The sequence below is a fragment of the Pauljensenia sp. UMB6358 genome, assembly GCF_030216865.1.
GTDB classification, from domain to species: domain Bacteria; phylum Actinomycetota; class Actinomycetes; order Actinomycetales; family Actinomycetaceae; genus Pauljensenia; species Pauljensenia turicensis_A.
The window spans coordinates 71,781-84,939 of the sequence record NZ_JASOMS010000001.1; the positions used below are offsets into that span (position 1 = coordinate 71,781).

The following is a 13,159-nucleotide window of genomic DNA, read 5'->3' on the forward strand; positions in this document are numbered from 1 at the left end:
CATAAAGGAGCGATATTATGATAATTGCAATTGTCTTAGGGATTCTAGTACTTATAGTGTTCTATTTCATTTCAACACAAAGAAGTCTAGTTACTCTTGAAGAAAACGTGGACAATGCCTTTGCAAACATTGCCGTGAATTTAAACTCACGTTGGGACGCTCTAAAGGCGCTTGCTAACGCGGTTAAAGCTTATTCAGAACATGAGTATGAAACTCTTACAGACATTATCGAAAAAAGAAGTGCTGTGAAAAATACAAGTGACGTAAAGGAGGGCGAGGCTCTACTTGGAAGCGCTCTATCGAGGATAAATGCTGTTGCTGAGAGCTATCCAGAGCTAAAAGCCTCTGAGCTTTACACAAAAACTATGGACTCGATCAATGACTATGAAAATAAAGTCAGAATCAGCCGTATGGTTTACAACGACTCAGTTACAAAGCTTAACAGAGCTGTCAAAATGTTCCCATCGTCCATCGCTGCGTCCATATTAAACGTTCATCCTAAAGAATATTTGAGCACAGACGAAGGCAAAAAGGACATGCCGAATTTGGATTTTAGATAATGAAAAAGTTTTTGGCGAGCATATTCGTCGCCATAATCCTAGTATTTTCAATAAATTGCTACGCATCATCAGATGAAATCAAATCCATTGACATAAAAGCGACGCTTATGGACGACGGCTCATTAATGATAAGTGAAGTATGGAGGGCTAGAGCCGGCTCAGGTACTGAGTTTTTCATACCTAAGTCAAATATGCGAGATATAGTCATTACGGATTTTAAAGTTTCTGACGAGAGTGGCTCTTACGAAACAGTTGGCAATTGGGATGTCGATTGGACTTTTGGCGAAAAGGCGCGCAAATGTGGTTTGCACGCCACTCCAGATGGTGTCGAGCTTTGCTTTGGCAAAAGCGATCTTAATAAAGACAAAACTTATACATTAACTTATAAAATGAACAGAGCCGCCCAAAGTTTTGATGATATGGACGGCTTCAACATTCGCTTCGTCAATGATCAGATGGATCCTGCTCCAGAAAAGGTTTCATTCGAGCTAAGCCTTGCCAATGGTGAGATAAACGAGAGTAACGCTCGTGTTTGGGGCTTCGGCTCAGATGCGCCAATCGTTTTTGAGGGCGGCAAGGTCATCGTTCACGAGATAAATGACTTTGGCCCTGAAAATCACCTAACAGTTTTGTTTGGTCTTGACAAAAATATAATTCATCCGATTAGCACGGGTAGCGGAAGCTTTGAAGATTTGAAAAATACTGCACTTGAAGGCTCTGACTATAATAATCGTGAAGAAGATATTGAAGCAGAAGATGCTAATCATAATAATAATGAAGACGATTTTTATTATCCAGAATATAATGGCAATTTCATCACGAGATTTATCGGCACAGCTAACCCCATCGCCATACCTGTAATTTTCATTTTTCTTCTATCAATCATTTCCATGATAGTATCTGGAGTGAAAAAATCCATGATAAATTCTGAAAATAGCCTGCCAAGAGATGTAAACTATTGGCGAGATTTACCGATGAATGGAAATATTTTGCTTAACAGCGGCATTTATTCGGTGAATGAAAACTTATCTGTGACAAATGTGGTCGCTGCCTATTTTCTAAAATGGATTAAGGACGGAAATTTAGAGCTAATTAAGGAAAAATTCACTAAGGGTCTGATTTTTAAAAGGGATGTTTTTGAGGACTGCTTTAAAATTATTAAAGTCCCTCAAACGAATGACGTGATGGAAGAGCAGCTATATAAGCTGATTACAAGTGCTTCGGGTGATGATCTCGTGCTTAGAAACGATGAGCTTACGAGGGCCTTTAACAGGGGAAGCGTTGCCGAAAATTTCGTTAAAAATTACAATAAAAATGCGAATAGCGCGGCCGAAAATTTGAATTTATTATATAAGAAGCTGGGATTTTTATTCTCAAGCTACGATGTTTTTACTGAGCAAGGCCGTGGCGAAGCCATTAAGCAAAAAGGATTTATAAAGTTTTTGAAGGATTTCACTTTGATTAACGAGCGTGAAGCGGTAGAAGTCGCTCTATGGGACGAATATTTGGTGCTTGCCACTTTGTTTGGATTGGGCGAAAAAGTTTTGGAAAAGTTTAAAAGCCTTGATCCAAGCTACACTTACGCTGGATATACAAGTCTTGACCCAGTTCTTATGTATCACGTTGTGAATAATGTCGGCACATCAGTGAACCACGCATACCAAAGCAATCGCTCTTCTTCAGCCTCACATGGAGGCGGCGGTTCTATGTCCTCTGGTGGAGGAGGAGGATTTAGTGGAGGTGGCAGTGGCGGCGGCGGACGCTAGCTTTTGTAGGAGTTTGTGTTAAAACGCGCCCTTGCACTCGTTTTACCAACAAACTCTGCTTGCGTCGGTCGCTCGATCGCTGTACTTTGTCTCATTCATCATAGCGCAAAGGTTCCTGTTCATATTGAACAGGGTTCTTCTTTTTCTAAGAAATTTATTTGCTGTGGTGTAATGTAGTAAGACATATGTGACACTTTCAACAAAATAAAAGAGGTGCTCTGATACAATGTGTTTGAACAAAAACCGTTGTATCGAGAGGAGCACCTCTTGAGTAAGATTATAACTGAAGAAATGAGATATCGTTAAAAAGTATGTGAATACGCATTAAAGCACGGCGTGACAAAGGCGGCACGCAGGTATCATACTTACCGACAATTTGTGTATCGCCAACTGGAGCGATACGACGGTACAGCCGGCAGTCTCGCTTTTCGTTCACGAAAACCGAAAACAAGTCCCAAGGCCCACAGGGAAGAAGAACTGTGTTTGATACGTCGCATGCTAAGAAGAAATGGCGTGTATGGTCTGGCGGAAGTGTATGTACGATGTCGTTCTAAGGGATACAGCCGATGTTTTGAAAGCATGTGTCGTCAAATACGTAAAAAAGGCTATAGAAAACCACAAGCTCGTCGTAAGAGCTACACACGCTATGAAAGGCTGGAGGGGAAGTTTCCTGGAGATAAGGTGCAAATAGACATTAAATATGTACCGCAAGAATGTGTCCGCTTTCCAAGCTATGGATTACGCTATTACCAGATAACAGCTATTGATGAATTCAGTCGAAAGCGTGTTCTAAAAATCGTTGACGAGAAGTCGACCTATGAGACAACAAAATTTTTAGATGATTTAGAAGAAAGAATGGGATTTTCCATTCATACCATTCAGGTAGACAACGGCTTAGAATTTGTGAACGACAATGATCGCACCAATCGGGAAAGTCGCTTTGAGCTGGCGGTAAGGGAAAAAGGTTGGGTTCTGCGAAGGACAAGACTCTATTTGCCGTGGCAAAACGGGAGAGTGGAGAGAAGCCATCGAGAAGATGGGAAAATCCTGTATAATCGACACATTTTTACAAGAAAAAAAGATTTAATTAGTCAGGTGAAAAAGCATGAGCGGCGTTACAATACGACAGCCAAATACGTTCTAAATTTCAAAAGCCCGGAAGAGATGGTGCAAGAGTATTTTGAAGGCTCAGTCGCTTAGGCTAATGTTTTTTCCGGGCGAGAAGGATATTCACTTCCTTTCTCCAGGTCAAGGGACGCTCCCTTTGCTCACTCTTCGCCCTTGACAAGTCGAAAGCAAGTGTCTGTTAGAAAACCGCCGGAAAAAGGATAATTGTGTCAGATGCATCTTAGCGGAATGTGTAACATATGTCTTGACAGTTAAGAGAATGTATTTGATAGTGCCATCGTTATTCTTGCGCACGGCAGCTTTGCCGATATAGAGGTTTTGCTCGTCGCTGTCGAGGTCATCCAAGATGAAATAGATCCCGGCAAGATTCATCTTGTTGTTGTGGTTGCGGTACTCATCAAGTGAGGCGTGCGGCAGGATGTACAGGTCGTATTTCGTATCGGGGATCTGCACGTGAATCGGCCCGTCCGCGCGGCCCTCAAGCAGGAGCAGGTCCAAGCCGAGCTGCGGTCGCTTCTCGATCTTCGTTCCGGTAGTCGTAATCTGCGCTATGAGTGCCTCCATCGTGTGCCTGAAGTACCAGGATAAGTTGGCTCAGACATCCCCGGCCTGGAGGCGGGGCCGAGATATGGAAATGCCATTGTGACGTGGGGTGGTCTACCCCTGGGAATGCCCAGGCTTTGATCTCGGTACCATCATTGAAGGCGAAAACCATGGGCTTGAAAGAATGAACTCACAACTTATGCCACAGCGGTGACTCCTTGGCGAACGTCCACTATGGCTTGGAACCAGTCAACCCGGTTTCCCCATCGTTGGTGGCTATGTTGCAGTTCTTCCATGACGATGTTGAGAAGTACTCGCTTGCCGAGTATGAGGAGTACTGGAAATCGCGCGGTCTGGCGTCGCCGAGTAGCATGTGCGCCCGCCTCGGAAGTTGGAACGACGTGAAGGCTCGCGTGCGCCAGTTCATGTGTTACGCCGTCGCACCGGATGGCACGTGGGAGTGGGGTGAAGCTGTGCTCGCCGTCTACCGTGAGCACCATCCCCGCTGTGGTGTCCAATGAAATTGCGTTAGATGCGCTCCGCGAGGCGGCGGCACGTACGACGGGGCCATTGAGTGCCGCACTCTATGAGAAGCGTCATGCCCCTATGCATCCGAGTGTGGCTGCGGTGCAGTCGTGCTGTGGCTTCTGGATCGATGCGCTACATGACGCAGGGCTGGGGGCGCATGTCTACTCGAGCTCGGCTTAATGGAATGGACGAGAAGGCGCGAAGGATCTCCAAACAGCTAAGGGGTTGTTAGCGGATTGAGTTCGACTCGCGGGCTGTTTGACACCGATGGTTTCGAACGTGATGGCGGTGCTTGTGCCTGCTGAGCCGGCCAGAGGATTTGCCTGAAGATTTGCCCTTTCTTTGAGGCAAAGAATGGAAGTACATACAACAAAGACACGAATCACATCGGCGTTTTAGCGGCGAAGATACAGTAGGTAATCTGCCTTAGATTTGTGATCAGTTAGCTAAGGGGGTGTTCTTAATTGCAGATTAAGTCCAAGATGATGGTGAGCCGGATTGAGAAGAACTTGACTATTTCTACAAGCATGATCTGGTCGCTGCAATACCATCGTCTTCAGGCACTCTTATTCACCATAATGTGAAGTTGGCTGACCACCTGTATGAACTGTTCAAACAGGTCGGCTAGCCTTGGAGGCTACCTAGACGAATGTTTTGCTGATCTTGAAAGGATTTACCTGCGTAAGTAGCTACACTCTTCTACTTGTCGCCTGGGCGGTTCTTGTAGCTGACCCTTATCGTGGGTGCGTGTTTTGGGGTAGTGGCTTGAAACTGAATTGTTTAGTGCCCGCATCGTTGACTTCGGTGGCGCTGACGCCGTAGACCTCGCGGATAAGTTGTGGCGTCAGGATTTCTGCTGGGTTGCCTTTGGTGTGCAGATGTCCGTTTTTGAGGATGATCGTGTTGTCGCAGTACCGTGCAACAAGGTTCAGGTCGTGCAGGATAATGACAGCAGTGTCGCTGACTTTTCTGATGACACTGAGAATTTGGTGTTGGTATTTGACGTCGAGGTGGTTGGTGGGCTCATCAAGAAGGATGCATTTGCACTGCTGAGCGAGTGAGCGGGCGATGAGGACGCGTTGGCGTTCGCCTCCAGAAAGGGTGTGAACGTATCGGTCTTGGGAGTAGGTCATCCCGACAGCGTCGAGGGATTCACGGGCAATTTCGTAGTCGGTGGCGTTGTAGCCTTGAATGTCTTTGCGGTGAGGTGCTCGACCAAGTAGCACGATGTCGATGACGCGGGTTTGGTCCATGTCTTGTTCGAATTGGGAAACAACCGCGATGCGTCTGGCAATTTGGCCTGAGCTGAGTGTGCTTAGCGGTTCGCCATTGATGACGATTCTCCCCTCGGATAGTTTTTGCGCAGCGAACAGGGCTCTCATGAGGGTGGTTTTTCCGGAGCCGTTAGGTCCAGCAATTCCAAGGATTTGTCCTTGGGGTACCTCAAAAGAGACGTTGGTGAGGACTTGGGTGTCTCCAAACCGAACGCTAGCGTTTTCTATTGTGAGGGGAGAATCGCTCATCGGTTTATTCCCCTAATTCCTTCAACTGCTCAGCTAAATTAAGGGCGCCGTAGATTGCCGTGGGTGAAGCGTAGGCGGCGGCTGATTCGGCGTAGATGATGTTGCCGTTCTTCACGGCTTTCATGTCGTTGTAGCCGGGAATCTTCGCGAGGCGTTCCAGCGAGCTTTCTTTTGTTGCCCCGCCCATGCCGGTGAGCACGATGATGACGTCGGGGTCTGATTTCACGAAGGCTTCGGGGGCAATGGGGCCTTGGTGGGGGTGGTAGTTCGGATCGATAGCGGTTTCTAGGTTGAGGGCTTTATTGATTTCTCCCACTACACCCTGGTTGCCGTAGCTGAACAGCTCGGGATCTTCTCCGTAGTAGTAGGCGTAAGAAACTTTGCGCCCCTGACCGATTTTTTCGTTGCTGACTTGTTCAAGTTTGGCTTTTAAGTCAGCAACCGTGGCGTCGGCTTTTTCTGACGTGCCCATGAGTTGGCCGAGCTGGGTTACTTCTGCCAAGATCGCGTCGAAGGACTCATTTTCTGGTTGATCCGGGTAGAAGTAGGAGCATTCTGGCGCGTCAACGATCGCAGGAATGCCTTTAGCCGCGACTGCCTCGGGGCTGGAGTTTTCAGAACTAAACCCGCCACCGTAGACCAAGTCAGGCTCCAGTTTCAAAAGAGCTTCCATTGAGATGGATTCGTCGGAGAGCACGTCGATGCTATCGGCTTTTGAACCAATCCATGCCGGCGGTTCTTCGCCCCATTCGTTGGCCCGGCCAATGATGGAGTCCTGTGCGCCGGCAGCGAACAGGTAAGCCAAGCCGGTTACACCCATCGAAATAGCTTTCTTCGGGTGCTCGTTGAAGGTAGTTTCTACCCCGCAGTTTTTGATGCTAATAGCTGCGTTTTTAGCGTTGTTGTTGGGCTCGTCAGTTTCTGAGCAGGCAGTAAGCGCGCCGGCGACGAGCATAACGCCGAGAGTTCCAGCGATGAATTGTTTCTTCATCATCACAGGTTTTCCTTTCTGTTTTCTATTTGGAATATCTCTTGATCAGGGCCATTAGCATTGGTGTTCCTACAAGCGCGGTCAAGATTCCGATAGGTATTTCGGCGGGCCTGATTATGATGCGAGTGCAGGTGTCTGCTATGACAACAAGGAGTGCGCCGCACAAGGCGGCAGTGGGTAGTGCAGCCCGCGTTGTGGATCCAACGAGTTGTTTGGCGATGTGGGGGACCACGAGGCCAACGAATCCGATCGCTCCGGTGAGGGACACAAGGACGGCAACGGTTAAGGCTACGATGAGGAATAGAAGGTTCCGGTAGAGGCGGGGGCTTGTTCCCAGCGAGATTGCTGTGTCGTCACCAAGGTTAAGTATGTCCACCCTCCTTCCCCACATTGTGAAGCAGGCGAGAGCAATAATGACGACGGTGGCGGCAAGCGTGGTGTCAGCCCAAGTGGCATTGGATAGCGAGCCGAGCGTCCAAAACATGACCGATTTAGTGCCGGCAGCGTTTTTTGCCATGAGCGTGATCAGGCTGGTCAGTGCTGAAAACAAGTAGGTGGTTGCCATGCCCGCAAAAATGATGCGCGTGGGCGTGATTTTCCCACCGGCCGAGGCCAGAAGGGTGACGAGGATGATGGCCGCTAATGCGCCAAGGAAAGCCCCGATGGTGACGCCCAATGCGGATAGTACACTGCTGGAGGTTCCCAAGACGATGACGGCAGCCGCACCCGCGGAAGCGCCCGACGAGATGCCGAGGATGTAGGGGTCTCCTAGTGGGTTGCGCAAAAGTGATTGGGTGATGAGGCCACATACGCCAAGCCCAGCACCAACTGTGGCTCCAAGAACAGCACGTGGGAATCGGACCTGCTCGATGATTTGGGTATCAACGTCGTTGGTGGGCGTGTTCAGTAGTGTGGTTTTGATGCCTTCAAGCGCTACTGATAGTGAGATGTCGGTAGCTCCTACGATTACTGCAACGACAAAGGTGCATATCAGCAAGATGGATAACGCGGTGACTAGGGCAAGGCGTTGGTATCGCTTCGTTAGCATGGTGCGTACATGTCCTTCATATTCGCGCTAGTTGCCGTAACGTAACTCCCATAGATTTGCGTGGCCAGAGCAGCTTCCCAGCCAAGGTGGAGCAAGTTTCCAGCAGGTAAGCGGATCTTTCCGAGGAGCTGGACAGTGTCCGCATATACGTGAATGCGCTGCAAAATCCGCGTGTTCACAAGCCCTCCTGGTTGGCGTAGTAAAGCTGTGCACTCTTGTCATGGTCAGAAAAACATGCCAAACTTCACTCAGGTAAGGCTAACCTAAGTGTAATTTGGTGTCTAGTCCTCATTGCTCTAAAGATGCGAAGGTAGATGACCATGTTCATGAAGCAGCGCTTAGTGATGCGCGCCGCTGGAGTATCCGTGAGGCTGTTGGCTCCCTCCATTTTGGCGGGCGTCCTCGTCTCTGGTTTGTTCATCGCTACTGCGGTGTGTAACGCGATCTTGTTTAACGAGCTACTCACTACCCGCTACATGCCTACAGTGATGGGCCTGATCGTAGCTATCGTCATTTTGCTATTAGTTCGCCCGCTAGTGGATGTGGGAGGGCGACTGTTACAAAACCGTGCGGGACTGGTGGTGAAAAGCCGGTTGCGGCAAGCCCTGCTCGGACAACTTGACGCTCGCGGTCCTATGCGAGCAGGGCTGGGCCGTTCCGGGCAAATACAGTCGGTTGTTACCGATGGGGTAGAGGCAGTGGAACCCTATTTCGTTAAGTACTTCACCCAGTTGGCAGTCACTGTCATTACCGCTACAGGATTGACGATAGCTATCGGGACAATCAGCCCGCTGATTGCAGGAGTGCTACTGGTCTGTGGCCTTGCGATTATCGCTATTCCGCGGCTATGGGATAAAGCCCTTGCTGATCGAGGGCAGTCCCACTGGATTTCGTATGAGGATCTCAACGCGGACTTTGTTGACGCCATGATGGGCATGGCGACGTTGAAATCATTTGGGGCTGCTCAGACTCACGGCGAAAAACTGGCCAAGCAATCACGTCAATTGCTGTCAACAACAATGGGGCAGCTTCGCCTTTCACTGGGAGAAACCGGCCTGTCCAGCATGATGAAGGTGCTTGGCCCTGCTCTCGGCCTGGTCATCGCTATCAGTTTGATACGGGCGGAAGACATGCCGCTGAGCCACCTGTTCATCATCACTTTGTTATCGATTGAGTTGTTTCGCCCGTTTAGCGCATTGTCAACGTGCTGGCATGAGGCATTCTTTGGAATTTCTGCTCTGCCAGCAATGAGTGAACTATTCAATCAAGAGGACGTCCACAACAAACCCTCCGTAGTGGCTGGACATCGCCAGGATGGCACCGGGGTGTCCTTTATCGATACCAGTTACACGTACTTGGGCGCTACGGAGCCCGCGCTTTCAAACGTCACGTTCGACGCGCCACCCGGTAAAACAACTGCTTTGGTCGGTCTGTCCGGGTCGGGTAAATCCACGGCACTAGGTCTGCTGATGGGTTTTGACCATCCCAATAGTGGAACGATCACCGTTGGCGGCGTGCAAGCAGACCAACTGGACATCGCGCAGGTAGCTACCCTGGTTCCGCAAGATCCGATTATTTTTCCCGGAACTATCAGATCCATATTGGCTGAAGCTAATCCGAAAGCGGATGACAAGGCAATGATGAACGCCTTAACCTTGGCATGCGCTAACGACTTACACCAGGGGGTCAGCGGTCAAGCGGGGGATGATAGTGTGCTCGACCTGGTGATTGAAGAGCACGCGCACAATCTTTCTGGCGGGCAGAAACAGCGGTTAGCGATTGGGCGCGCTCTGATTCGCCAGTGTCCGTTGCTGATCCTCGATGAATCTACGTCCGCGTTGGATACACAGACTGAGACTACTGTACTGTCGAATATCCGCCACGCCTACCCAGACCTCACGCTGATTCTGGTCACCCACCGTACGGATGTTGCTGCACAAACGGACCACGTTGTGGTGATGGGAGATGGTCGCGTGTTGTGCGCTGGTGCGCCACGGATTCTGGCCGGTGAAGACAATGCGTGGTCGCAGCTTATTGACGCACAGTTAGGAGCCTGATCGACCATGTTTTCTACGTTTAGCGACTTCATGGCGCTGATGAAACGACTACGCGAATGTGTTCCTCTTTTCGTGGCGTCCACGATCGTCACCGCTTTAGCGCAAATCAGTGTTGTGGGCGTATCGGTTACGTCCGTGTGGGTTTCAACCCAGTTCATTCTCGACCCCGCTCATAACCTCACGCCACTGGCGACTTTGCTGTTCGCCTTGGTGGCAGTTTATGCGGTCAGCACCCTGTTCGAAGTGTGGTGGTCGCACGAGGTCGCTTACCGAATTTTGCACACTTTGCGAGTGCATATCTATGGGGCTATAGAACGGATCGCACCACTTGGGCTCCATGGTAAACGTACCGGCGATGTGGCGTCAGCGGCTATGAATGATGCCGAACAGCTTGAGTGGTTTTATGCGCACACTGCCTCTACCGCAATCTGTGCGGTGTTTTCGCCAGTAGTGTTCACCGGTGTTCTTGTGAGTTTTGTGGGTCCGTTGGGGCTGATCATGCTAGTGCCCACCATTGCTATGATCATATTTCCCCTCATCCTTATGCCTCTTCAACGTATGCAGGGTGCGCAGATACGTAGTCAGCTAGCTGAATTGCGGGTTGCGGTGTTGGATTCTATTCAGGGGCAACGCGAGTTGCGTTCCCTTGGAATGGTTGAGAAACAAAACCAACTTATTCTTGTCTTGACGCGCCAAGTGCAGGCCACAAAAAACGCACAAACCATGCGGCAAGCGTGGGAGTCAACGTTCGCGATGATCGTTACCACGATCGGCTCTACAATTTTGTTAGTTATCCTCACTGGGCGTGTGCTTGACGGCAGTTTGGACGTGGCGATACTTCCCCTTGCGGTGGTTTTGTCGGGGCTGGTTTCCACACCGGCCATTACGTTGGTGGGGATGCTTGGGCGTGTGGGAGAGATCGGTGCCTGTGCGCATCGGATTAACACTATTCTTCAGGTGAAAGACCCAATTCCTGCTATCCCGGAACCTCAGCACACAACCTATGACGGGGAGGCGAACTATTTCGTTGTTGATAACGCGGTGTTTGCCTACCGGCCTGACCTTCCGGTGATCAATCAAGTTAGTCTCACTGCTAATCCTCAACGTTCTGTTGCGATAGTTGGTAAGTCTGGGGCGGGTAAAACTACTTTGGCTAATCTTGCTATGCGCTATTTGGATCCGCGTTCTGGGCAGCTGCGTTTTGATGGGAAGAATTTGCGTGGCTATGAGCCGGACCGCTACCGCGACCGGCTGGCACTGGTGCCTCAGGATTGTCATATTTTTGCTGGAACTGTGCGCGACAATCTTACTTTGGCTAACCCTGATGCTTCTGATGAGGATATGTGGAGGGCCCTTGCGGATGCCGATATTAGCGAGTTGGTGACTTCGCTGGGTGGGCTTGACACGAGGGTGGGGGATCGAGGAACCACGCTCTCTGGCGGCGAGCGCCAGCGAGTTGGGATTGCGCGTGCTTTCTTACGTAACCCGGATATGCTGATCCTCGACGAGCCGTTAGCTAATATTGACCCGTTCCTCGAGGCGTCTATTGCTCAGAACATGCGCCACGCGCGGGCTGATCGCACGACGGTTGTTATTGCTCACAGGCTTGCCTCTATTCGCATAGCTGAGCACATTATTGTTCTTGAGGATGGGCGGATTGTTGCTGCGGGGTCTCACGAGCAGCTCAAAAACAACCCCACTTACGCCTCTCTTCTTGGGAGCCAAATAACCTAGTTGGATGCTAAATCACCTGGTTTTATGAAGCGTCCTGGGTTTTGTTCCGCTTCTTAAATGGGTGCCAGCTTTGTGGCATGGGTCTGATTGTAGTTGTTGATGACCTCGATGGGGGTGCGGTGTCCGAGGGCTTCGTGGAGCCTAGTGGTGTTCCACCAGTGGACCCAGTTCATGGTCGCGAACTCAACCTCTGTTACCCCGGCCCAGGGCTGGGAGTAGATCAGCTCGGTTTTGTAGAGCCCGTTGACTGTCTCGGCGAGGGCGTTGTCGTAGGAATCGCCAACCGTTCCGGTCGAGGAGGCGATGCCATGGTCGGCAAGCATGTTTCCGTACGCGATAGAGACGTACTGAGAGCCATGATCGGCATGGTGAACCAGGGAGGCAAGGTTTCCCTTGGCTTGGCTGATCGCCTGATCGAGGGCCTCCAGTGGTAGGTCTTCAGTCCTCAGTGTTGAGCGGGTGGACCATCCGACAATCATCCGGGAGAACACGTCGGTGACGAAGGCCGTATAAACGAACCCGGCCCGGGTACGGACATAGGTGATGTCAGCAACCCATAGCCGGTTCGGGCCATCGGCATGGAAGTTGCGCTGGACCAGGTCCGGGCGCGAGTCCGGAGCCGGCGAAGGCCTGGTGGTGATCGGGGACCGGCCCCGGCGCACACCACTGACATCAGCGAGCTTCATCAGCCGCGCTGTCTGATCTCGTCCGATCTCCCAGCCGGCCCGGACCATCGCGTGCCACATCTTCCGCACCCCATACACCCCGTAGTTCTCGGCGTGAATCCGCGCGATTTCAGCGAACAGCTGATCATCACGCAACGAGCGAGCCGACGTTGGTCTTGACTTGGCTAGCCGATATCCACGCGGAGTAAGGAAGCCGCCTTCGGTGTGTTCATTCATCACACGGCATAAGCACTCAACCGAGAAATGATCACGATATGAATCAATGAACGCGATCATCTCTTGCCGTGGGGGTCGAGTTCTGAGGCGAAAAAAGCCGAGGCGAGCTTCAGGATCTCGTTGGTGCGCCGTAGCTCCTTGTTCTCCTTGCATGACCGTCGGATCTCGGCATGTTCCTCGCTCGTGATCCCCACCTGACAGCCACTATCAATGTGATCCTGAGTGTGCCATCGGCGTAGCGATTCGCGTGCGACACCGAGTTTGAGAGCTGTGTCGGACAACGCTGCGGTCACCGACAATGACGGATCATCACGCAACCGCTCCACGACAAGCCGCACTGCCCGAGACTTGAACTCTGCTGAATAACGTTGGGCCATAA

The 13,159-nt window shown here is 50.6% G+C and carries 12 protein-coding genes; 6 read left to right on the forward strand and 6 right to left on the reverse strand.

The genetic code is table 11. The features are described 5' to 3' along the window. Window positions 1-17 precede the first annotated feature (17 nt). The 3 genes from QP381_RS00370 to QP381_RS00380 all read left to right on the forward strand — a co-directional run bounded on the left by QP381_RS00370 (window position 18) and on the right by QP381_RS00380 (window position 3,526). Window positions 18-560, forward strand: coding sequence for a LemA family protein (locus QP381_RS00370; protein ID WP_101627839.1), 543 nt, complete (start codon window positions 18-20; stop codon window positions 558-560). Next, window positions 560-2,326 carry a DUF2207 family protein gene (locus tag QP381_RS00375; RefSeq protein ID WP_101627838.1) on the forward strand — a complete coding sequence of 589 codons (1,767 nt, stop codon included), beginning with the start codon at window positions 560-562 and terminating at the stop codon, window positions 2,324-2,326. The genes QP381_RS00370 and QP381_RS00375 overlap by 1 nt, the downstream gene beginning before the upstream one ends. 378 nt (window positions 2,327-2,704) lie before the next feature. Next, window positions 2,705-3,526 (forward strand): hypothetical protein, encoded by an 822-nt coding sequence (locus QP381_RS00380; protein ID WP_285067345.1) that lies wholly within the window; start codon window positions 2,705-2,707, stop codon window positions 3,524-3,526. 48 nt (window positions 3,527-3,574) lie between these two features. On the opposite strand, the gene QP381_RS00385 is transcribed toward QP381_RS00380, so the two are convergent. After that, window positions 3,575-4,018 (reverse strand): hypothetical protein, encoded by a 444-nt coding sequence (locus QP381_RS00385; protein WP_285067346.1) that lies wholly within the window; start codon window positions 4,016-4,018, stop codon window positions 3,575-3,577. 197 nt (window positions 4,019-4,215) lie between these two features. Here QP381_RS00385 and QP381_RS00390 point away from each other — a divergent pair, with 197 nt between their 5' ends. Then, on the forward strand, window positions 4,216-4,518 hold the full coding sequence (locus QP381_RS00390; protein WP_285067348.1) for a hypothetical protein: 303 nt from the start codon (window positions 4,216-4,218) through the stop codon (window positions 4,516-4,518). A gap of 741 nt (window positions 4,519-5,259) precedes the next feature. On the opposite strand, the gene QP381_RS00395 is transcribed toward QP381_RS00390, so the two are convergent. Genes QP381_RS00395 through QP381_RS00410 form a run of 4 tightly spaced genes read right to left on the reverse strand, consistent with a single transcriptional unit; the run spans window position 5,260 to window position 8,266 of the window. Beyond that, window positions 5,260-6,048, reverse strand: coding sequence for an ABC transporter ATP-binding protein (locus tag QP381_RS00395; protein ID WP_103631856.1), 789 nt, complete (start codon window positions 6,046-6,048; stop codon window positions 5,260-5,262). A gap of 4 nt (window positions 6,049-6,052) precedes the next feature. Then, window positions 6,053-7,042 (reverse strand): ABC transporter substrate-binding protein, encoded by a 990-nt coding sequence (locus QP381_RS00400; protein WP_285067350.1) that lies wholly within the window; start codon window positions 7,040-7,042, stop codon window positions 6,053-6,055. 22 nt (window positions 7,043-7,064) lie between these two features. After that, on the reverse strand, window positions 7,065-8,087 hold the full coding sequence (locus QP381_RS00405) for a FecCD family ABC transporter permease (RefSeq protein ID WP_101627832.1): 1,023 nt from the start codon (window positions 8,085-8,087) through the stop codon (window positions 7,065-7,067). After that, complete coding sequence (locus QP381_RS00410; protein ID WP_101627831.1) at window positions 8,081-8,266, reverse strand: hypothetical protein; 186 nt, start codon at window positions 8,264-8,266, stop codon at window positions 8,081-8,083. The genes QP381_RS00405 and QP381_RS00410 overlap by 7 nt, the downstream gene beginning before the upstream one ends. Before the next feature lie 141 nt (window positions 8,267-8,407). On the opposite strand from QP381_RS00410, the gene QP381_RS00415 reads away from it, so the two are divergent. Beyond that, window positions 8,408-10,144 carry an ABC transporter ATP-binding protein/permease gene (locus QP381_RS00415; RefSeq protein ID WP_101627830.1) on the forward strand — a complete coding sequence of 579 codons (1,737 nt, stop codon included), beginning with the start codon at window positions 8,408-8,410 and terminating at the stop codon, window positions 10,142-10,144. 6 nt (window positions 10,145-10,150) lie between these two features. After that, window positions 10,151-11,878: an ABC transporter ATP-binding protein gene (locus QP381_RS00420; RefSeq protein ID WP_285067354.1), complete on the forward strand. Its 1,728-nt coding sequence runs from the start codon at window positions 10,151-10,153 to the stop codon at window positions 11,876-11,878. 53 nt (window positions 11,879-11,931) lie between these two features. On the opposite strand, the gene QP381_RS00425 is transcribed toward QP381_RS00420, so the two are convergent. Beyond that, a protein-coding gene (locus tag QP381_RS00425) for an IS3 family transposase (protein WP_285067355.1) occupies window positions 11,932-13,157 on the reverse strand; the annotation gives its coding sequence in 2 pieces (ribosomal slippage) (window positions 11,932-12,863 and window positions 12,863-13,157; 1,227 coding nt in all). Between the last annotated feature and the right edge of the window lie 2 nt (window positions 13,158-13,159).

What these genes read in the sequence shown, in the direction of transcription:
- QP381_RS00375 (WP_101627838.1), top strand. Translation starts at nt 560, where the DNA reads ATGAAAAAGTTTTTGGCGAGCATATTCGTCGCCATAATCCTAGTATTT.
- QP381_RS00415 (WP_101627830.1), top strand. Translation starts at nt 8,408, where the DNA reads ATGTTCATGAAGCAGCGCTTAGTGATGCGCGCCGCTGGAGTATCCGTG.
- QP381_RS00395 (WP_103631856.1), bottom strand. Translation starts at nt 6,048, where the DNA reads ATGAGCGATTCTCCCCTCACAATAGAAAACGCTAGCGTTCGGTTTGGA.
- QP381_RS00420 (WP_285067354.1), top strand. Translation starts at nt 10,151, where the DNA reads ATGTTTTCTACGTTTAGCGACTTCATGGCGCTGATGAAACGACTACGC.
- QP381_RS00400 (WP_285067350.1), bottom strand. Translation starts at nt 7,042, where the DNA reads ATGATGAAGAAACAATTCATCGCTGGAACTCTCGGCGTTATGCTCGTC.
- QP381_RS00405 (WP_101627832.1), bottom strand. Translation starts at nt 8,087, where the DNA reads ATGCTAACGAAGCGATACCAACGCCTTGCCCTAGTCACCGCGTTATCC.
- QP381_RS00370 (WP_101627839.1), top strand. Translation starts at nt 18, where the DNA reads ATGATAATTGCAATTGTCTTAGGGATTCTAGTACTTATAGTGTTCTAT.
- QP381_RS00385 (WP_285067346.1), bottom strand. Translation starts at nt 4,018, where the DNA reads ATGGAGGCACTCATAGCGCAGATTACGACTACCGGAACGAAGATCGAG.